This is a genomic window from Spirulina sp. 06S082 (genome assembly GCF_034932145.1).
Lineage (GTDB): Bacteria > Cyanobacteriota > Cyanobacteriia > Cyanobacteriales > Spirulinaceae > CCY15215.
In genome coordinates, this window is record NZ_JAYGHV010000013.1 from 1 (window position 1) to 17,802 (window position 17,802).

Below are 17,802 nucleotides of genomic sequence, written 5' to 3' on the forward strand. Positions count from 1 at the left end.
CTTGTTCTGTTTCTGGTTGAATGATAATTTTGTCGCGATCGCATTGAGTGGTAATGGTTAGTGAAGTTGTCAAAAATCGGGTTAAGATCGAGAAAAAGCGATCGCATTTGGAGATTGTGACCATTCCCACATCAGAACAGGAAACTCAATGTTATATCTTATGCTGCTGGTTTACAAAACTTTACTTGCCAATTAATATTGTTCGTTTAGACGAACGAACAGGCAATGTATTTTTCTTAGCGGGTGAGGAAAATATAATCGAAATATATCCCAACGGACGATGGAGGTACATTGGATGAATCAGCCAAACTTTCAAGCAATGAATCAGAAAGAATTACGCGATTATTTTCTGTCTCATCGGGAAGATCGAGATGCTTTTTATGCTTATATCGACAAATTACACACTGAGGGAAATTGGATTGAAATGCCCCCATTGAAATCCCTTGAAGATCTGGAAAATTACCCAGACTTTTTTTACGGTAATCATATCCAAGGTTCTGCGGGTCAAAGTGGAGGCACTAAAATTACCAACATAAATCAACCCCAAGACCTAGCCAGTGCTGCCAAAGAAATCCAAGAGTTGCTCGAGCAACTCTCGGAAACTCACTCCATCACAACCCTCAGCGAAAAGTCAGCCATCGCCGAAAAAGCGATCGCTCATATCAAAAGCGATCGCAACTGGCTCGGAAAAGTCGTGGGAATCATCAAAGTAATGGGGAAAGAGGCATTTTTCGAGGAGATCGATCATCCCGCAGCCAACGTCCTGAGAGCCGGATTTGAGGAACTCCTCTCGACTGAATCCTAGGATACACGCAAAAAAAGGACAGCGCGACAAACGCTGTCCGAACAACCAACTTAAATCTACCTTAACTCAGATTCGATAGGAGGCGATCGCAAAATTGCCACGGGTTCCCCCTCGATAATCGGCGCAGGCTGCACCAAAGCTGGCACAAACCCCCGCAAATAGCCCGTGAGTTGCGTCGTCGTCGCATCGTAAATCTGGGTCGCGATTTTAGGATATAAACCAATACCGATGATGGGAATTAACAGGGAAGCAATGATAAATATCTCTCGCGGTTCCGCATCGATAAGTGCCTCATGTTCCACCAACGCCTTATTTTCTTTGCCGTAGAAAATTTCCCGCAACATGGAGAGGAGGTAGATGGGGGTGAGAATGACCCCAACGGCGGCTAGAAGCACCACAATGATGCGAAAAGTGGGGCTGTAGGCATCACTGGTGGCAAAGCCGACAAAGACCATTAATTCCGCCACAAAACCGCTCATTCCGGGCAGGGCTAAGGAGGCAAAAGAACAAGTCGTCCACATGGCAAAAACTTTCTTCATTTTGCGGCCGACTCCTCCCATTTCATCCAGCATCAGGGTATGGGTGCGATCGTAGGTACAGCCCACCATAAAGAACAAACTCGCCCCGATCAAGCCGTGGGAAATCATTTGCAAGACTGCACCGCTTAACCCCAAAGAGGTAAACGAGGCCATACCAATGAGGACGAAACCCATGTGGGAGATGGAAGAATAAGCAATTTTGCGCTTGAGGTTGCGTTGGGCAAAGGAAGTGAGTGCCGCATAAATGATATTAACAACCCCAAGAATCACTAGAATGGGGGCAAAAGAAACATGAGCCTCCGGTAACATTCCTAAGTTCATGCGAATGAGGGCATAACCTCCCATTTTCAAGAGAATTCCCGCCAGTAACATATGCGCCGGTGCCGTGGCTTCCCCGTGGGCATCCGGTAGCCATGTGTGCAAGGGGAAAATGGGCAGTTTCACCCCGTAGGCGATGAGAAAACCGCCATAGAGTAAGAGTTGTAGGGTGTGGGGGAAATGCTTGGCGGCGATCGCGCTCATATCAAAGGTGACGGTATCCCCATAAAACGCCATCGTCAAGGCCGCCACCAAGATAAATAGGGAGCCTCCTGCGGTGTAGAGAATAAACTTTGTCGCCGCATAAAGACGCTTTTTCCCCCCCCATATCGACAAAATGAGGTAAACCGGAACTAATTCTAACTCCCAAACCAAGAAGAAAAAGAGCATATCTTGGACGGCGAAAACGGCAATTTGTCCGCCGTACATTGCCAACATCAAGAAGTAGAAAAACTTGGGTTTCAGCGTTACCGGCCAAGCTGCGAGAATCGCCAAAGTGGTAATAAAACCTGTGAGAATAACCAAGGGCATAGATAAACCATCCACTCCCACAGACCACTTTAGATCGAGTTGCGCTACCCAGGTATACTGCTCCACCAATTGTAAGTCGGGATTGGCGAGATCGTAGCTGGTATAAAATGCAGCAATGATGAGGGCAAAATCAATTAAGCCGACAATGAGGGCATACCATCGCACGGTTTTGCCATCCTTATCTGGAATTAAAGGAATGAACAATCCTGCGATAATGGGAAATAAAATAACGGTTGTTAGCCAGGGAAAATGTTCCATTTTAACTGGGTAATGGGTAATGGGTAATGGGTAATAGGAAACTGGCAATTTGTAGATTGCTGGGAGGAATCAACAAATCGCCAATAACCATTACTTACGCAATGCTAGAGACGACAACAAATCCCAAAACAGCAGCGAAAATAATCAGAGCGTAGAATTGAACGCGACCGCTTTCAAGATATTTCAATCCTTGTCCGGTGACAACGGTAACTAGCCCGGTGAAATTGACGGCACCATCGACAATGCGGAAGTCTATTTCCAACATTTGCCGCGCCAAGCGACGAGAGTTGATAACAAATACTTTGTCGTAAATGTCATCGAAATACCATTTATTGAGGGAGAGATTGTAGAGGGGTTTGATAGAATTGGCGATCGCGCTGGGGTCGATTTTCTTTTGCCAGTACATCAGAGAGGCGATCGTAATACCAATCAGGCCAATTCCCACGGAAGACCCCCCCATAATTAGGAATTCAGTCCAATTAAACTCGACTACTTCGTGCAGCACTTCTCCTGGTGCGTGGACTAACCATTCAAAATCATTATGCCAAGGACGACCGAGAAGCCCGATCGCGCAGGAAGGAATAGCTAACATCACCAAGGGGAAAGTCATGGTCCAAGGGGACTCATGGGGTTCACTAGCGTGGTGATGGTCGTCGTGTTCTAATTCGTGAGGATCCATCGCACCGGGTCCAAAAGCGGGTTGTAATTCCCCCATTTCGGCAGCTTTCAACTGTTGGCGAATGCTTTCATCATTACCCCGGAATTTGCCTTCAAAGGTCATAAAATACATTCGGAACATATAAAAGGCGGTAATTCCCGCCGTCAGCCAACCCACAACCCAAAGGGCGGGATTTGCTTGGAAAGCTAAACCGAGAATTTCATCTTTCGACCAAAATCCTGCAAAAGGAGGAATCCCACAAATTGCCAGATTTCCCACTAAAAAAGTAGCTGAGGTGATGGGCATATATTTCCGCAACCCCCCCATCAAGCGCATATCCTGCGCCAAAACGGGATCGTGTCCCACAACTGCTTCCATGCCGTGAATGACGGAACCAGAGCAAAGGAACAACATGGCCTTAAAGTAAGCGTGGGTCATCAGGTGGAAGAGTCCGGCACTATAGGCACCGCTTCCCATCGCCATCACCATATAGCCCAATTGAGAGATTGTAGAGTAGGCCAGCCCCTTTTTGATGTCATTTTGGGTAAGGGCAATGGATGCCCCTAAAAACGCCGTTGTTGCCCCTGTCCAAGCAATGACCGTCATGGCGATCGGGATTTGCTCAAAAACGGGATACATTCGGGCGATCAGGAATACTCCCGCCGCCACCATTGTCGCCGCGTGAATCAGGGCAGAAATGGGGGTAGGACCTTCCATTGCGTCCGGTAGCCAGACGTGGAGGGGAAATTGGGCGGATTTGGCCACGGGTCCGAGAAAGACCAAAACGGCGAAAAGGGCTGCCATTCCCCCCGCTAATGCCCCAGAGGAGACGAGTTCGTGCAAATGCTCTCCAATGACTTCAAATTCAAAACTTCCGGTAGCCCAGTAGAGTCCCAGCATTCCCAAAAGAAGCCCGAAATCCCCGACGCGGTTGGTAACGAAGGCTTTTTGACAGGCATCTGCGGCAGCCTTGCGATCGTACCAAAAACCGATGAGGAGGTAGGAACACATCCCCACCAATTCCCAGAAAATGTAAACTTGGACGAGGTTGGGACTAATCACCAAGCCCAGCATAGAAGCGCTAAAGATACTCAGATAGGCGTAAAAGCGTACATAACCGTCATCGTGTGCCATGTAGCCGTCGGTATAGACCATGACGAGAAAGGCGACGGTAGTGACGATAACGAGCATTACAGCAGTCAGGGGGTCGATGATATAACCCATCGAGAGATGAAAGTCCCCGGCTGCTGCCCATTCAAAGGTTCGTGTATAAGTTTCGTGTCCTTGGGTTTGACTCCAGAGGAGGGCAAAGGAATAAGCCATCGCCACCCCGAGGAGGGTGATGATAACGACAGCGTTAATTTGTCTGAGTTGATTGGTCGCTTTGTTGAAGGATATCAGCCCAAGACCCACCAGTGCTGCACCGAGCAAGGGCAGGAGGGCGATCGTCCAAGCGTAGTTGTAAAGGAAGGGTTCCATTGCAAAGTGCTAGTTTTCGTTTTGTCGTCTTGCTTATGAAGATACCGTTAACAATTCTTACACAACCTGTTCTTTAAGAAGTATTTATGCTTATGTTTGGGATTGGGGGAAAATTTCTCCCTCAGTGTCAAGATGATGGCAAGATAGAAAAATTTTTCTTCTTGGGGGTTGTCCCTGATATCAAAATTTGATATCGTGGAGATGTAAAATTTGAGGAATTTGCCATTAACAACAAAAACCGAGCTGTGCTGGGCGCAATATTCTCTGTCCCGACTCCTTCCGATCTGAAATGGCGTGAGATTAACTCTTTACTACTAAGTTTAGGTGCTCAATCCAGCCAAGGTAGAGGATCAAAGGTTAGATTCTCTCTAAACGGTGTCAAGCTAATATTGCATAAGCCACATCCTGATAGTAAGAATATGTGCAAGGAAAGGATAAAAGATATTAAAGATTTCTTGGAGGAGGCAAGAATTCAACCAGACAATTAAATAAAGTTTTATAGAAAATGGGGGAAGTGTCTTCCCCCTCTAAAAGAGAAATTTTGCTTAGAATAGTTTTTCGGTTCTATTCAATGTAAATCTCATTTCTCTCTAAGTCAATATCGTAAAGGAGTTTGTGAAAATGTTTACTTACAAAGGCTACACTGGTGGAGTTAGGATCGATCCTGATTGCGATCTAATTTGTGGTCGAATTCTAGATATTAATGATGTGATTACTTTTGACGGTAAGACCGTTGATGAAGCACGTCAAGATTTCCAAGAATCTGTTGATGATTACTTGGATTGGTGTAAGGAATTAGGGGAAGAACCCGCCAAGCCTTTTTCTGGAAAATTACCATATCGTACAAATCCAGAAACGCATCGCAAAATCTACATCGCTGCAAAGTTAGCAGGCAAGAGTATTAATTCTTTGATGGATGAAATTTTGTCTAAAGAAGTGGATAAACTAATCCAGATATAGGGCAATGTTTCTTTTAGTTAAATACTAATACTCTTTCTGAATTGAAAAAAAAAGCAAAAGTAAAGATTGATGGATTACAAAAGTCTCATTACAATAGAACCGGGAAAGCGAGGAGGAAAACCCTGTATTCGCGGAATGAGAATTACAGTATACGAAATTCTCGAGTATTTGGCATCAGGCATGACGCAAGAGGAAATTCTCGAAGATTTTCCTTATCTCACGCAAACCGATATCCTCGCTTGTTTCTGGTTTGCGGCGCAACGCGAACGCATTAGCGTTACCATTCAGCCGTGAAACTTCTGCTCTTTGACCAAAATTTATCGCCACGTTTAGTCAATCGATTAGCCGATCTTTATCCGGGATCGATTCACATCGATTCTCTGGGTTTAGGAACAGCAAACGATCGCAAGATTTGGGAATATGCAAAAATTCATAGTTTTACAATTGTTACCAAAGATTCTGATTTTAGCGAATTAGTTCTTCTTTTGGGTATACCACCCAAAGTAGTTTGGATTCGTCGCGGCAATTGTTCGACTGATGCAATTGAGACTCTTTTAAGAGACAATCATACTGCGATCGCTTCTTTCTGCAATGAGCTAGAATCCGGTGTATTGACTTTGTTTTGAGGTTAGGTGTTAACGAGCGATCGCCCTTGCCAGAATATCAGATCTAGGCGATCGCCATTTTTATCTCTGAGCGATCGCATAACTTTCCTCGTCTACTTTTCTAATTTGTTGTGATTTAATTAAAATCATAAATTTATCGTTAAAATCAAGAGTAAATCGTCGAAAAATCTTGCTATGTATGCTGTCATTTCGCCCCAAAAAACGCAAATTCCCCCTGGAACCGTCGTCCGAATTCCCGGAACGTGGCAGGATTATAAACTACTTTGCGAGAGTCGAGGAGATAGTTCAATTCCTCGCATTAAGTATTGTTTGGGGGAAATTTTGCTCATGAGTCCCATGGCAAAACACGGACGAGAAGCCCATATACTGGCAAGGATCGTGGAAACCTTACTCGATCGCGAAAATCGCGATTATGAAGCCTTTACTCCCATTACCATCGAATTACCAGAGGAGGGGGGAATAGAACCGGATTATTGCTTTTATATCGACAATTGGCGATCGGCATTGGGGAAAGATCGCATTAACTGGCAAACCGATCCGCCTCCCGATCTGGCAATTGAAATTGATGTTACCAGTTATACCTCTCCTGAAGATTATCTTCCCTATTGCATCCCCGAACTTTGGTTATTAAAACGGGGAAATCTGCAAATTTATAGTTTAGAAAATGAGAGCTATATCGTGCGATCGCGCAGTCGTTGTTTTCCCGGTCTTGATGTCATTGCGATCGTGACTTCTACGTTTCAAGCTGCTGGCGATCGCGGCACAGGAAGGGCAATTCGAGAATTGCGATCGCGGTTATGATGCAAGGGAGCGTATTATCGGGGCGATCGCGATAAAATTGGAAAAAAGCATAAAGTGCAGGTCAATGGATTACATATGAAAACATAATGCACAATAAATTATAATTATTGAAACAATCCAATTAAAAACCATGTCGGATTCTCTTTTACAACGAATTACTCATAATCCCGAAATTTGCCACGGAAAACCCTGTATCCGAGGATTGCGTTATCCCGTTGAATTTATTCTCGAACTTTTGAGTTCTGGAATGACAATTGAGGAAATTCTGGCAGACTATGAAGATTTAGAATCCGACGATCTTTATGCGTCTCTTTTATTTGCAGCACGACTGACTCAAGTTAAAAGTATCTCTAAAGTTGCCTCATGAAATTTCTGGTTGATGCTCAATTACCCGTTCGTTTGGCGAGATTTCTACAAACATCTGGCTATGATACCATTCATACTCAAGATCTTCTCCAGAAAAATGAAACAACAGATACAGAAATTAATGAAATTTCTATGCAGCAAGAACGCATCGTTATCACAAAGGATGCAGATTTTGTAGACTCTTTTATGACGATTCAAAAACCGTATAAGTTACTTTTAATTACGACGGGAAATATTAAAAACAGCGAACTCGAAGAGATCGTCTCAAAAAATTTAGAGACTTTGGTGAATTTATTCCGCGATCGCGATTATATTGAAATGAACCGAGAGATAATTATTGTTCATCGATAGCGATCGCATTTTTGGATGAGAGAAATTAGTCTAGCAGTCGTAATGCTTCTGCGATCGCATCTTCAATCGTTTTTACGATCGCCAACCTGAAGTTTTAAGAGGCAAGGATATTTTACCTGTATGGGATGCGATCGCTTTAGAACTTACAGTTAATGAGATGTTTGACTGGTTGAAGATGAAAATTAATTGAAAAGGCTCAATATCAAGCAAAAATTAAGCGTCCTTTTGGTTCTGGAATGGGCTTACCTATTTCTTTTGCTGTTTCAATCCATTCGCGAATAATAATCTCAGCATTTTGTACGGCTTCTTGATAAGTTTCCCCATCTGCCATACATCCGGGTAATTCTGGGACTTCAACCAGAAAGGCTTCATCTTCTTCACTCCAATAAATAATCATTTCATAGCGAATCAGCATCTTGTCCTCCTAGTTTATATTTAATAATTACATTGCGAACTTGTTTGACTTGGTAGGCTTTAGCTTTTCCTTTTTTAGCTTGGAGATTCAGAATTTCTTCGATTCCTTCTTTGCTAAAAATGTGATGACTTCCTCGAATTCTTTCATTAAAACCTAAGTTTTTTAAAAGTTGACATAATGGCTCAAAAGGAATATTCGCATCGGAACTTCCCAATAAAATTTTAATCAGTAATTTCTCACTTTGACTCATATTTTAGAAGCAAAACTAAACTGACAGGATAACTTTCAATCAGAATATAAGTTTAATTCTAGAAAGAGTTGCCCATAGCGAGTCACTGAAAAACGCAATCTATCTTGTTCTTTTGCTTGTTGTATTTCTTTTTCTTTCTGTTTTTCTTCAGAATCCTCCCATCCCTCACCACCACTAAATACATCAATATCATTAATAGTTTGTTCTTGGCGAAATCCATCGCTAGCCAATTGCTTGCGAATCAATAAATCTATTGTAGATAAATCTGAATGATTCTTGTACAATTCTTTCAAATCTGTTGCATATGAGCGATTAATCATAGCACTTAATCTATAATATTCTTCCTCAAGAATTCCACCTCTTATAAAAGTCAGAAATACATTTCCCAAAATCTGAGATTTTTCCATATCGTCTATTTTTTCCAAAGTTAGTCCCAGATGATCCAAAATTTTTTCTTTAAATTTTGGATCGCTTTCGAGCTTCTTCTCGAATTTTGTACGTTCGTCCTCAGAAATTGAAGTGAGTTGAGTTAGAAACTTGTACAGTTTCTTTCTCATTGTATGAGTTTCAATTTGCTTTCTCAGTTTAAAAGGAAGTACAATTGTTTGAACAAATGGCACTCCCTTTAACAAATCTATGTTTTCATCTATTAAATTAAAAGCTTTTCCAAATTGTTCGAGAGCGAATGAATCGAAAAAAGATTCACCAACTTGCACTATTTCTTGAATAGTTTCAGGTTTAACAGGGAGATTTTTGGGTTGCATAGTTTTGTTTTAACAAAAAAGATTTATGTCCGATTAAGCTAACTTAATTAGATATTAGCATTATTTCTTATATTGTGCCTCTCGATTTTCTGAAAAGCAATATTTTTTAGAATCCACCTCGTTTTTTACGTTCCGCTAACCGTTCGTCAGTATTAAACTGAAGTAATTGCGAAGTTGTGCGACCTTCAGGCGTTAATCCAATGATTCCCCAGCGATCTAATCTAAAATGTTCTAACCACTGCTGTTTTCTAGGATGAAACAAAAAACTAAACTCTTTGGTTAAAGGATCGAATGAGCCTAGATCGGTTCCTTTGTGACGATTGCAACGCCAACAAGTAAATGCTAAATTATCCGCCTCTGTTTTGCCGTTGTGCTTTTCAGGAATAATATGATCGATTTCATGGGAAAACAAGGAAACATTCGCAGGACACAAACAATATTCGCAGCAATAGTTTGCTCGTTTTTCTACTAAACGGCGTAAGGAAACTGGAATGTAAGTATTGCTCATGAAGCGCTGACAAGATAAGGTAAATTACCCGATTTGATCATGACAATAAGATGTTCTAGTCGTTCGTATTCATCCAGTTCTTTTTGCTCGATCGCGCTCAAATTCCCAGCTTTTTCACGACTCAATAAAGTTCGCAAACGTTCCTGCATTTCTGGAGTGGGACGAAATGCGGCAATTTCTTCGGGAGTCGGTTGACTCACCAAAAAATCGAGAACGTAATGATAAATCTTAGTCGCAATTATAGGCTGTTGTAAGCTGAGAACAAGCAACTCGGAAAGATATTGCTTATCTACTTCTGCTAATCTTTCCGAGAATTCATCGGGAATTTCTAAGGTAATTTGTGCCACGGTAGGACTGAGTAAGAATTTTGTTACTTTAACTGCATTTTAGCAAAATATCTTGCGATCGCGCGCGATCGCAATTTTCAACCTCTCAAACAACATTTAGACCAAAACGACAGGAGTGCGATCGCGCTTATACTCTCTTCTCAAGTTAGAAGTTGCGATCGCAATGATATAATTAACTAGAGAGTACAATAATTTTCTTCAAGTTCTATGAGTAAGAAATTTACCCGAGAACAACTCGATCAACTGCTTAGAGAAATTCAACAATTAAGCGATCGCGCAGAAGATGAACTCGATCGCGAGGAAGTTGAAGCAGTTTTACGAGAGTTGAATCTTCCTCCAGAGTTACTGGATGAAGCGATGCGACAAGTTTCGCGACACAAAGCTCTCAAGGATCGTAAAATTCGCTATCGTTGCATTGGGTTTAGTATAATGGGGGTATTTTTGATTGCGATCGCAGTCTTCTTTATCTCTTTCTACAGTCGTCAACAAGCCCTAGATCGGGTTGCAGTTTATCAAGATAGAATTACTCTTATATCTGATAATAAAGGCAATTTAGAGCGCGTTAGACGGCAAGATAATCCCGAAGTTTTCTATCGCGTTACCCTAGAACAATCGCCTCTGGGTCAACCTCTTGCACTACAATGTAATTGGTACGATCCATCCGGTCGAATTGCTCATCAAAATCGCTATCGAACTCGCGCGATCGCCACGGAAGTTTGGAATACTTACTGTCGCTATCAGTTTAGTTCTCTTTCTTCTCTTGGAACTTGGAAAGTACAGATGATGTTAGGCGATCGCATTTTGAGCGATCGCACTTTAAAAGTTGAATAATATTAAACACGCAAACTTTTAGAGAATTAACATGAAAATCCGAAAACTCGAACTTCAGAATTTCAAATGTTTTGAACAAAAAACTTTTGAGTTCTCCGATCGCTTTAATGTTCTGATCGGTGATAATGCTACGGGAAAGACAGCTATTCTCGATGCACTGGCGATCGGGTTAGGAAGTTTTTTCTTGGGGATTGACAATATTAGCTCGCGTGGTATTCGTGCAAATGAAATTCGGCAGATTGTGAGAACAGAAGGAGAAACATCAACGAGAGAATCGATACTACCCGTGATTATATCTTGTCATGGCTGTTTTGAGAATAATAATGAGATTTTATGGACAAGAGAACGTAAAACATATAAAGGTGTAACGACCTCTATTGAAGCAAAATCAATTACTACTTATGCTAGTGAACTTCAGAAAAAGGTTCGTTTTGAAGAGCAAAATAGAGATGAAATTATTCTCCCTATAATTTCATATTATGGTACTGGTCGTCTTTGGATTCAAAAACAAAAAAAACATGAAACACTTTCACCGGGTTCTCGATTTCGAGGATATAAAGATTGTTTGACCAACTCCCATGAACTCCAAAAAATCATAAAATGGTTTAAAACTTGGGAATTAGCATCATTACAAAAAGGCAAACCTTTGAACACTCTATCTGGAGTCAAAAAAGCTATTGAAAATTGCATGGAAGATTGGAAAGATGTGAGATATGATGTTCTTAACGATGAATTCGTTGTAACGGCAAAAGACGGAAGGACTTTACCATTTTATATGCTCAGTGATGGAGTTCGCAATATGATAGGAATAGTGGCAGATATTTCTTATCGCTGTGTAACTCTAAATCCACAACTTGAAGCAGAAGCAGCTAAATACACGCCTGGAATTGTCCTAATTGATGAAATTGATTTACATCTTCATCCTAAATGGCAACGTCGAATTATAGAAAACTTGAACAATACTTTCCCTAACATTCAATTTGTCGTGACAACTCATTCTCCATTTATTATTCAATCTTTGCAGAATCATGATAAGCTAATTAATCTAAATAGCTCATCTCCATCAGAATATGAAGGGAGGAGTATTGAAGACATTGTTGAAGATATTATGGGAATTGAGTTACCACAGTATAGCAGGAGAAAACTGAAAATGTTTAATGCTGCGGAAGAATACTATAAGGTACTAGAAGAAGCGGAAAATATTAAAGAATATAATCAACAGGAACTCGAACGATTGAAACAAAAACTTGATGAAGTATCGATGCCATTTAGTGATAATCCTGCTTATCATGCCTTTCTGAAAATGGAACGTTTGGCAAGGGGGATATACTAAATATGCGTCCAATCTTAAAAGGAGAAAGACCTCTTGATTCAGAAGGAAATTCTAAAGTTTTTAAACAGTATCAAGATGCGAGAGGAGATTTAATCGATCGATTGGGTCAATATTGTTCTTACTGTGAAATGAAGATACCTACTGCACTTGCCGTGGAACATATTCAGCCTAAAAAGATTTATCCAGAACTCGAGTTGGAGTGGAACAATTTTCTTTTGGCTTGTCCAAATTGCAACTCTACAAAAAAAGATAAAGATATAAGTTTGGAAGATTGCTATTGGCCTCATATAGATAATACTTTTCGTGCTTTTCTTTATTTGAAAGGTGGACTAATACATCTCAATCCTATTTTAACTCAGGAGGAGCAGCAAAAAGCCAGAACAACTATAGAATTAGTAGGTTTACAAAAGGAATCTAAATCAGATAAAACACGCAGCGATCGCCGGCTATCTAATCGACGAGAAACTTGGGATATAGCAGAAAGATCGCTTCGGAATCTTCAAGCAAATAATACTCTTGGGATGAGAGAACTGATTGTTTCTACTATGGAAACGAGTGGTTTTTGGTCAGTATGGATGACCGTTTTTAAGGACGATCCCGATATGTTAAATCGTTTCATTGCAGCATTCCCCGGAACTTGTCAAGAGTGCTTTGATTCTTTGGGAAAGCCTGTCCCTCGTCCTAGAGGAAGGTTATAATTAGATTTGTATAATCTAAAAATAGTAGCGTCAATAGATTTCTGTCATTAATGACCAATGGTTTCAAGTTTATTATGCAGCCGTTTTGTTGGCTATTGGGGAGAACAACCCTCTTTAAAGCATCTACTGGTTAAAACCTGTACTCCGACACCTCAACAATGGCAATTCTCAGAAGGAGAAAATTGGCAATTTGCGTGCCTTTCTGATGATGTTTGCAATCTTAGCAATATTCGACAATTACAGCGATCGGCATCAGGTCTTAAAAATGCGATCGATGCTTGGGTAAAAATAGAAACAGATCGCTTAATTTTAGGACGAGAATCCTTTGGTCGCACTCCTCTTTATTGGTTGCAACAAGAAGAAACAATTTGGTTTGCTTCTCATCTACAATTACTTTTACTTTTACCTGCGATCGCGCCTCGCATCGATCTAGCTGGCTTATACGGCTACTGCTGTTTTTCCTATATTCCCACCCCTCTCACTCCCATCGAAAATATTTTTTCGCTATCTGCGGGAAGAGAACGAATTTGGCAGCGATCGCCTTTTGGTAGCAAAGAAGTTAAACTCTATAACTGGCAAGGTTTTTCTAAGTTAGCAATTGATGAAAAAGAAGCGGCAAAACAATTGCAAGGATTGCTAGAAAAGGCGATCGCCAAGCAATTAGAAGATTTACCTTCGGAACCGGTGGGAATCTTTCTTTCTGGGGGGCTTGACTCTTCCATCGTGGCGGCGTTATTAGTAAAAGCAGGGGTTAAAGTTCGCGCTTATACTCTTGATTTTGGTAGTTTGGGCATTTCTGAGTTAGCTTACGCAGAACAAGTTGCAAGGTTTTTAAAAACCCCTTTGGTCAAAGTTGCAGCGAGTCCAAAACAGGTCAAAGGTGCATTAGTTAAGACGGTTGAGGCTCTCGATCTTCCTTTTGGAGATCCCGTTACTGTTCCTCTTTATCTCCTATCTCGGGCGGCGAGTCAAGAAACTGCGGTGATTTTTAATGGGGAAGGAGGAGATCAACTTTTTGCGGGTTGGACGAATAAACCCCTTATCGCAGCCGGAATTTACGATCGCGGCACAAACTTCATCGATCGCTATCTTCGCACCTTTCATCGCCTCTACGGGTACGAAGAACAACTATTTCAGCCCCAGATCTATCAACAAATACAATCTCTGCAACCGCAAATTTGGTTGGAAGAAGCCCTCGATCGCAACTCCTGTCCGGACTTTTTGGATTGTTTGCGTCGTGCAACTTTAATGTTAAAAGGGGCGCAAAATATTCATCCTCGGGCGACAAATTTAGCCTCGGTACATGGGTTACAAGTGCGATCGCCGTTTTGCGATTTACCTTTAGCGGAGTGGTGTTTTCAGCTTCCTGGAGCGTTATTTTTACAAGGGTCTTGTGAGAAGTATATCCTCAAACGGGCGGCAGAATCTTGGCTTCCTCCGGAAATTGTTTGGCGCGAAAAACGCGGGATGGGGGTTCCTGGGACGCAATGGTTATTGGGGGAATTATGGGGGGAAATGGGGTCTTGGTTGCATCCTCACACTGTGCGATCCCAGGGCATTTTTCAAGGGGATTTTCCGGTGGGTCTCATTTTAGGTCAAAGGGGGAATTCTCTGCGCGGTCGTAGAATGGGGGAGGTGCTATGGTTGCTTTTAGTTTGGCAAATTTGGCGCGATCGCGTCCTGGAAAATAGTCCCCAAGGAAACTCGCTTTACAATCCCTTTTTGATTCCTTATTGGGGCTGGAAAATGTTTGCATCGGTCATAGCAAATCGGTAATCTTTACCCATTACTCGTTACTCAAATCCATTATGGTAAAAATGCCCAATCGCTTGTTAGCAAAAACACCTTTTTCTGTAGTAATTGCTCGAGAGTTGCTCGATAATTATGGTACGCCATTGTATGTTTATCAACGCGATCGCCTCCTGCAAACTATCGATCGCATTACTGGGGCGATCGCTTATCCCCATTGTCAGTTTCATTTTGCTACTGTTACCAATGGTAATACTGCACTATTAAAGATATTTCGCGATCGCGGTTGGGGACTTCATGCTAATTCCCCTGGAGATGTTTATTTAGGTTTAAAGGCGGGATTTTTTCCCGAAAATATTGTTTACAGTGGCAGCAATCTCAATGCCAACGAACTGGAACAAATTCTCTATTGGGGAGTAGCAACCTTTAATTTAGACAGTCTTTCCCAGTTAAGTTCCTTTTACCAAGTTTACCACAAACTGCGCGCGCAAATCTCTGTTCCTCGTTTAGGATTTCGTTTAAATTTGCCAGAAATTACCGGAGAGAGTCGTATTGGGGTCAGGCCGGAAGAATTTCCTGAAGCGGTGAAAATAGCAGATTCTTACGGCTTAAAAATCAGAGGTTTGCATTTCTATCGCGGGACGGGAACCAATGCCACAGGAGCCTTTATTGAGGCGATCGATATAGTCTTAGAAACTTGTCAGCAACTCCCAGATTGGGATTATCTCGACTTTGGTGGCGGTTTTGGCTATCCCTATCGACATCAAAAAGTTGCTTTTGATTGGGATAAATTTGGACTAAATTTAACACAAAAATTGCAAAAAGTCAAGCAAAAAATTAACTTAATTATCGAGCCGGGACGGGCTGCGATCGCCAAATGCGGCACCCTTTTAACCCAAGTCATTTCTGTAAAATGGCAAGATAACAAACAAATTATTGGAGTCGATACAACCATTGCTAATTTAGCTGTTCTTTCCGTACATGGAGGCTATCGAGAAATTGTATCTTGGCACGATTTGACCCAAGAAACACATCAAACCGATGTTTGTGGAAACACGACTTATTCTCGTGATTATTTAGGCAAAAATGTTCTCCTTCCTGCTTTAGAAGTGGGGGATATTTTAGCAATATTAGATGTCGGTGCTTACGGTTATGCCATGTCCTCTCATTTTTTACACCGTCCTCGTCCCGCAGAGGTATTATTAGAAGATGCGCGATCGCGTCTCATTCGTCAGCGAGAAAATTATAGTGTCTTGCTGGAAAATCAAGTAATATAATTGGATGAAAATTTTCTCTAAATAGGAGTAGTTATGAAGTGCATTGAATGCGATATCGATAATAAACTGAAGGATCGTGAGGCAAATTCGGGACGCTGTAAAAGTTGCGGACATTCGTTTGCATTTGAACCGACTGCGATGGAGTCTATTAGCTTTACCGATCTATTCTTTGCAAAGGTACTTTCAGAAATCTCGGCTGAGAATAGTCTCTTTTTTACAAGCAAACAATTCTTTTATTTTTTAGAGAAGCGCTTGCGACAAAAAAAGGTTGATTTGTTTGCAGGTTGGACACCATTTTTAGGCATTGTTATCCTTCTTTCTTGGACATTATTTGAGCGGATTGGTCTTGGAGTTGGAAACTCAATTATTATACTCTTTTGGCTATATGGAATTCCTGCTATCATCATACTTTTATTGCAACGAACAAACTCAAAAATATCATCTTTTCAAAAGCGGCAATTGTCTGCAAGATCGTTGGTCTTTCTGGGAATTTTCCTGATTGGTGTTGCAATCTTCTTTGCATTAAATGGCTCTACAGAAATCGACATTATACAATTTGTACTTGGTACAATTTTTGGGTCGTTTTCAATCTATTTAGGAGTTATTCAAGAACAACGAACTAAAAAAATGGTTAAAACTCTAATCATTCAATTTTCTCTCTCAGAAGAATGGTTAAATCGCTGGATTGAAGTCAATGGATTTCCAGAAAAACTACTACTATCTCCTCTGCAAGAAGAACAAACTCCCGCAGAAATTAGCGATGAAGTAAGTAATTATAGCTTCGATCGCGCACTCATTTGCGACAGTGATGAAATTGCCCAATTCTTAATCGCCAATAACTTCCATTTTGAGCATAACTGTGCCGTATTGAGTGTTACAGGATATCCCCAAAGCATTTTCCCTACGATAATGCAAATGCTACGACGTAATCCCGATCTTAAAGTTTTTTCCCTCCATAATGCAACCCCTCAAGGGATTCTTCTTCCTCATATTTTGCGATCGCAGTCAGAATGGTTTGCTGATACAACCGTAACAGTTTACGATTTAGGCATTACCCCCAAACAAATCCTCAAACAACCCAAAATCTCTGTTTTTCGTTCTGAAAATTTGGCAGAAGAAGCCAAAAATTTACCCTCAGAGATTAAAGCACAATTATCCTCTGAAGAAATTGAGTGGTTAGAAGCAGGAAATTATGTTGAACTCGCTTCTTTTTCCCCAGCGAAACTTTTACGAATCGTTACCCGAGGAATTGCTAATGCAAGTATTAGCGATCGCGAACTCTCTGAAGGTGAAGATTCTCAAAATTGGTATAATGAAGACGCATCCTATATTTTCTATTCTGAAAGTTTTGGTTAAAGATTATGAAGTGTATTCAATGCAGTACTGAGAATAATCTCAAAGATCGCGAAGCAAATTCGGGACGTTGTAAAAGTTGCGAACACCCTTTCGCATTTGAACCAACCGAAATAGAACCTATTCCATTTACCGATTTATTTTTTGAAAAAATTCTCTCTACACTCTCTGTTGATCGTACTCTCTTTTTTACCAAGGAACAATTCTTTTATTTTTTAGAGAGACGCTTGCGAGGTAAAATAGTCGATTCTTGGATGGCATGGATATCATGGATAATATCGGGGATGGGATGGGCAATATCGGGAATTGCGATCGCTTTCTCTTGTATATTATCTCTTCACCTTGAAGTTGGATATGAGCGTGCTATTATTGTATTCTGTTTGCTATCTGGAGTTCCTGCTATAATTTTCTCATTATGGCGACGTACAAAGTCCCCAGTCATATCTTTTAAATGGCGTAAATTTTCTGCAAGACTATTAATATTTTTTGGAATTTGTCTTGTTAGTATAGCAATTTTTTTCTTGTTCAATTCGTCTAGTTTTATTGATTTTTGGCAACTTGTGTTAAGCATTATTTGTGGAATAC

General features: G+C 41.1%; 22 protein-coding genes. 14 read left to right on the forward strand and 8 right to left on the reverse strand.

Annotation, left to right across the window (positions count from 1 at the left end; translation table 11 throughout):
• Window positions 1–122 precede the first annotated feature (122 nt).
• Both VB714_RS27275 and VB714_RS02360 read left to right on the forward strand, forming a co-directional pair.
• Window positions 123–299, forward strand: coding sequence for a DUF6888 family protein (locus VB714_RS27275; RefSeq protein ID WP_416309585.1), 177 nt, complete (start codon window positions 123–125; stop codon window positions 297–299).
• Window positions 296–805 carry a DUF6887 family protein gene (locus tag VB714_RS02360; RefSeq protein WP_323220789.1) on the forward strand — a complete coding sequence of 170 codons (510 nt, stop codon included), beginning with the start codon at window positions 296–298 and terminating at the stop codon, window positions 803–805. The genes VB714_RS27275 and VB714_RS02360 overlap by 4 nt, the downstream gene beginning before the upstream one ends.
• A 56-nt stretch (window positions 806–861) precedes the next feature.
• Here the strand turns inward: VB714_RS02360 and VB714_RS02365 are convergent, their stop codons facing one another.
• Together VB714_RS02365 and VB714_RS02370 are read right to left on the reverse strand one after the other, a co-directional pair.
• Complete coding sequence (locus VB714_RS02365; RefSeq protein WP_323220791.1) at window positions 862–2,451, reverse strand: NAD(P)H-quinone oxidoreductase subunit 4; 1,590 nt, start codon at window positions 2,449–2,451, stop codon at window positions 862–864.
• A gap of 94 nt (window positions 2,452–2,545) precedes the next feature.
• Complete coding sequence (locus VB714_RS02370) at window positions 2,546–4,588, reverse strand: NAD(P)H-quinone oxidoreductase subunit 5 (protein WP_323220793.1); 2,043 nt, start codon at window positions 4,586–4,588, stop codon at window positions 2,546–2,548.
• A 621-nt stretch (window positions 4,589–5,209) separates the two neighbouring features.
• On the opposite strand from VB714_RS02370, the gene VB714_RS02375 reads away from it, so the two are divergent.
• The 6 genes from VB714_RS02375 (at window position 5,210) to VB714_RS02400 (ending at window position 7,692) form a co-directional block, all read left to right on the forward strand.
• Window positions 5,210–5,548, forward strand: coding sequence for a type II toxin-antitoxin system HicB family antitoxin (locus VB714_RS02375; RefSeq protein ID WP_323220795.1), 339 nt, complete (start codon window positions 5,210–5,212; stop codon window positions 5,546–5,548).
• Between the two features lie 69 nt (window positions 5,549–5,617).
• Window positions 5,618–5,842 carry a DUF433 domain-containing protein gene (locus VB714_RS02380; RefSeq protein ID WP_323220797.1) on the forward strand — a complete coding sequence of 75 codons (225 nt, stop codon included), beginning with the start codon at window positions 5,618–5,620 and terminating at the stop codon, window positions 5,840–5,842.
• Window positions 5,839–6,174 carry a DUF5615 family PIN-like protein gene (locus tag VB714_RS02385; protein ID WP_323220799.1) on the forward strand — a complete coding sequence of 112 codons (336 nt, stop codon included), beginning with the start codon at window positions 5,839–5,841 and terminating at the stop codon, window positions 6,172–6,174. The genes VB714_RS02380 and VB714_RS02385 overlap by 4 nt, the downstream gene beginning before the upstream one ends.
• A gap of 174 nt (window positions 6,175–6,348) precedes the next feature.
• Window positions 6,349–6,975 (forward strand): Uma2 family endonuclease, encoded by a 627-nt coding sequence (locus VB714_RS02390; protein ID WP_323220801.1) that lies wholly within the window; start codon window positions 6,349–6,351, stop codon window positions 6,973–6,975.
• 130 nt (window positions 6,976–7,105) lie between these two features.
• Entirely contained in the window at window positions 7,106–7,342 is a 237-nt protein-coding gene (locus VB714_RS02395) for a DUF433 domain-containing protein (protein ID WP_323220803.1), read from the forward strand.
• Entirely contained in the window at window positions 7,339–7,692 is a 354-nt protein-coding gene (locus tag VB714_RS02400) for a DUF5615 family PIN-like protein (RefSeq protein WP_323220805.1), read from the forward strand. Before VB714_RS02395 ends, VB714_RS02400 begins: the two co-directional genes overlap by 4 nt.
• A 202-nt stretch (window positions 7,693–7,894) precedes the next feature.
• Here VB714_RS02400 and VB714_RS02405 read toward each other — a convergent pair whose 3' ends face one another.
• From VB714_RS02405 to VB714_RS02425, 5 genes are all read right to left on the reverse strand, one after another.
• A complete protein-coding gene (locus VB714_RS02405; protein ID WP_323220807.1) occupies window positions 7,895–8,107 on the reverse strand; it encodes a type II toxin-antitoxin system HicB family antitoxin in 213 nt (70 codons plus the stop codon).
• A complete protein-coding gene (locus VB714_RS02410) occupies window positions 8,091–8,357 on the reverse strand; it encodes a type II toxin-antitoxin system HicA family toxin (RefSeq protein ID WP_323220809.1) in 267 nt (88 codons plus the stop codon). The genes VB714_RS02405 and VB714_RS02410 overlap by 17 nt, the downstream gene beginning before the upstream one ends.
• Before the next feature lie 35 nt (window positions 8,358–8,392).
• A complete protein-coding gene (locus VB714_RS02415; RefSeq protein WP_323220811.1) occupies window positions 8,393–9,121 on the reverse strand; it encodes a hypothetical protein in 729 nt (242 codons plus the stop codon).
• Window positions 9,122–9,227: 106 nt separating this feature from the next.
• Window positions 9,228–9,629 (reverse strand): HNH endonuclease signature motif containing protein, encoded by a 402-nt coding sequence (locus tag VB714_RS02420; protein ID WP_323220813.1) that lies wholly within the window; start codon window positions 9,627–9,629, stop codon window positions 9,228–9,230.
• Window positions 9,626–9,976 (reverse strand): hypothetical protein, encoded by a 351-nt coding sequence (locus tag VB714_RS02425; RefSeq protein WP_323220815.1) that lies wholly within the window; start codon window positions 9,974–9,976, stop codon window positions 9,626–9,628. Before VB714_RS02425 ends, VB714_RS02420 begins: the two co-directional genes overlap by 4 nt.
• A 207-nt stretch (window positions 9,977–10,183) precedes the next feature.
• On the opposite strand from VB714_RS02425, the gene VB714_RS02430 reads away from it, so the two are divergent.
• The 6 genes from VB714_RS02430 (at window position 10,184) to VB714_RS02455 (ending at window position 17,220) form a co-directional block, all read left to right on the forward strand.
• Window positions 10,184–10,807 (forward strand): hypothetical protein, encoded by a 624-nt coding sequence (locus VB714_RS02430; protein WP_323220817.1) that lies wholly within the window; start codon window positions 10,184–10,186, stop codon window positions 10,805–10,807.
• Between the two features lie 31 nt (window positions 10,808–10,838).
• Window positions 10,839–12,140, forward strand: coding sequence for an AAA family ATPase (locus tag VB714_RS02435; protein ID WP_323220819.1), 1,302 nt, complete (start codon window positions 10,839–10,841; stop codon window positions 12,138–12,140).
• A 2-nt stretch (window positions 12,141–12,142) separates the two neighbouring features.
• On the forward strand, window positions 12,143–12,838 hold the full coding sequence (locus VB714_RS02440) for an HNH endonuclease (protein WP_323220821.1): 696 nt from the start codon (window positions 12,143–12,145) through the stop codon (window positions 12,836–12,838).
• A gap of 57 nt (window positions 12,839–12,895) precedes the next feature.
• Window positions 12,896–14,614, forward strand: coding sequence for an asparagine synthetase B family protein (locus VB714_RS02445; RefSeq protein WP_323220823.1), 1,719 nt, complete (start codon window positions 12,896–12,898; stop codon window positions 14,612–14,614).
• Window positions 14,615–14,655: 41 nt separating this feature from the next.
• On the forward strand, window positions 14,656–15,864 hold the full coding sequence (locus VB714_RS02450) for a diaminopimelate decarboxylase family protein (protein WP_416309586.1): 1,209 nt from the start codon (window positions 14,656–14,658) through the stop codon (window positions 15,862–15,864).
• A gap of 627 nt (window positions 15,865–16,491) precedes the next feature.
• The gene (locus VB714_RS02455; RefSeq protein WP_323220827.1) at window positions 16,492–17,220 is read left to right on the forward strand and encodes a hypothetical protein; all 729 of its coding nucleotides are present in this window, start codon (window positions 16,492–16,494) and stop codon (window positions 17,218–17,220) included.
• Window positions 17,221–17,554: 334 nt separating this feature from the next.
• On the opposite strand, the gene VB714_RS02460 is transcribed toward VB714_RS02455, so the two are convergent.
• Window positions 17,555–17,788, reverse strand: a complete 234-nt coding sequence (locus tag VB714_RS02460) for a hypothetical protein (protein WP_323220829.1) — start codon at window positions 17,786–17,788, stop codon at window positions 17,555–17,557.
• Window positions 17,789–17,802: the final 14 nt, after the last annotated feature.

Excerpts from the sequence above, each read along its gene's own strand:
- VB714_RS02450 (WP_416309586.1), top strand. The coding sequence starts at position 14,656 with ATGCCCAATCGCTTGTTAGCAAAAACACCTTTTTCTGTAGTAATTGCT.
- VB714_RS02410 (WP_323220809.1), bottom strand. The coding sequence starts at position 8,357 with ATGAGTCAAAGTGAGAAATTACTGATTAAAATTTTATTGGGAAGTTCC.
- VB714_RS02370 (WP_323220793.1), bottom strand. The coding sequence starts at position 4,588 with ATGGAACCCTTCCTTTACAACTACGCTTGGACGATCGCCCTCCTGCCC.
- VB714_RS02390 (WP_323220801.1), top strand. The coding sequence starts at position 6,349 with ATGTATGCTGTCATTTCGCCCCAAAAAACGCAAATTCCCCCTGGAACC.
- VB714_RS02460 (WP_323220829.1), bottom strand. The coding sequence starts at position 17,788 with ATGCTTAACACAAGTTGCCAAAAATCAATAAAACTAGACGAATTGAAC.
- VB714_RS02440 (WP_323220821.1), top strand. The coding sequence starts at position 12,143 with ATGCGTCCAATCTTAAAAGGAGAAAGACCTCTTGATTCAGAAGGAAAT.
- VB714_RS02415 (WP_323220811.1), bottom strand. The coding sequence starts at position 9,121 with ATGCAACCCAAAAATCTCCCTGTTAAACCTGAAACTATTCAAGAAATA.
- VB714_RS02375 (WP_323220795.1), top strand. The coding sequence starts at position 5,210 with ATGTTTACTTACAAAGGCTACACTGGTGGAGTTAGGATCGATCCTGAT.
- VB714_RS02405 (WP_323220807.1), bottom strand. The coding sequence starts at position 8,107 with ATGCTGATTCGCTATGAAATGATTATTTATTGGAGTGAAGAAGATGAA.
- VB714_RS02435 (WP_323220819.1), top strand. The coding sequence starts at position 10,839 with ATGAAAATCCGAAAACTCGAACTTCAGAATTTCAAATGTTTTGAACAA.
- VB714_RS02395 (WP_323220803.1), top strand. The coding sequence starts at position 7,106 with ATGTCGGATTCTCTTTTACAACGAATTACTCATAATCCCGAAATTTGC.
- VB714_RS02430 (WP_323220817.1), top strand. The coding sequence starts at position 10,184 with ATGAGTAAGAAATTTACCCGAGAACAACTCGATCAACTGCTTAGAGAA.
- VB714_RS02445 (WP_323220823.1), top strand. The coding sequence starts at position 12,896 with ATGGTTTCAAGTTTATTATGCAGCCGTTTTGTTGGCTATTGGGGAGAA.
- VB714_RS02365 (WP_323220791.1), bottom strand. The coding sequence starts at position 2,451 with ATGGAACATTTTCCCTGGCTAACAACCGTTATTTTATTTCCCATTATC.
- VB714_RS02360 (WP_323220789.1), top strand. The coding sequence starts at position 296 with ATGAATCAGCCAAACTTTCAAGCAATGAATCAGAAAGAATTACGCGAT.
- VB714_RS02420 (WP_323220813.1), bottom strand. The coding sequence starts at position 9,629 with ATGAGCAATACTTACATTCCAGTTTCCTTACGCCGTTTAGTAGAAAAA.
- VB714_RS02380 (WP_323220797.1), top strand. The coding sequence starts at position 5,618 with ATGGATTACAAAAGTCTCATTACAATAGAACCGGGAAAGCGAGGAGGA.
- VB714_RS02455 (WP_323220827.1), top strand. The coding sequence starts at position 16,492 with ATGGTTAAAACTCTAATCATTCAATTTTCTCTCTCAGAAGAATGGTTA.
- VB714_RS02400 (WP_323220805.1), top strand. The coding sequence starts at position 7,339 with ATGAAATTTCTGGTTGATGCTCAATTACCCGTTCGTTTGGCGAGATTT.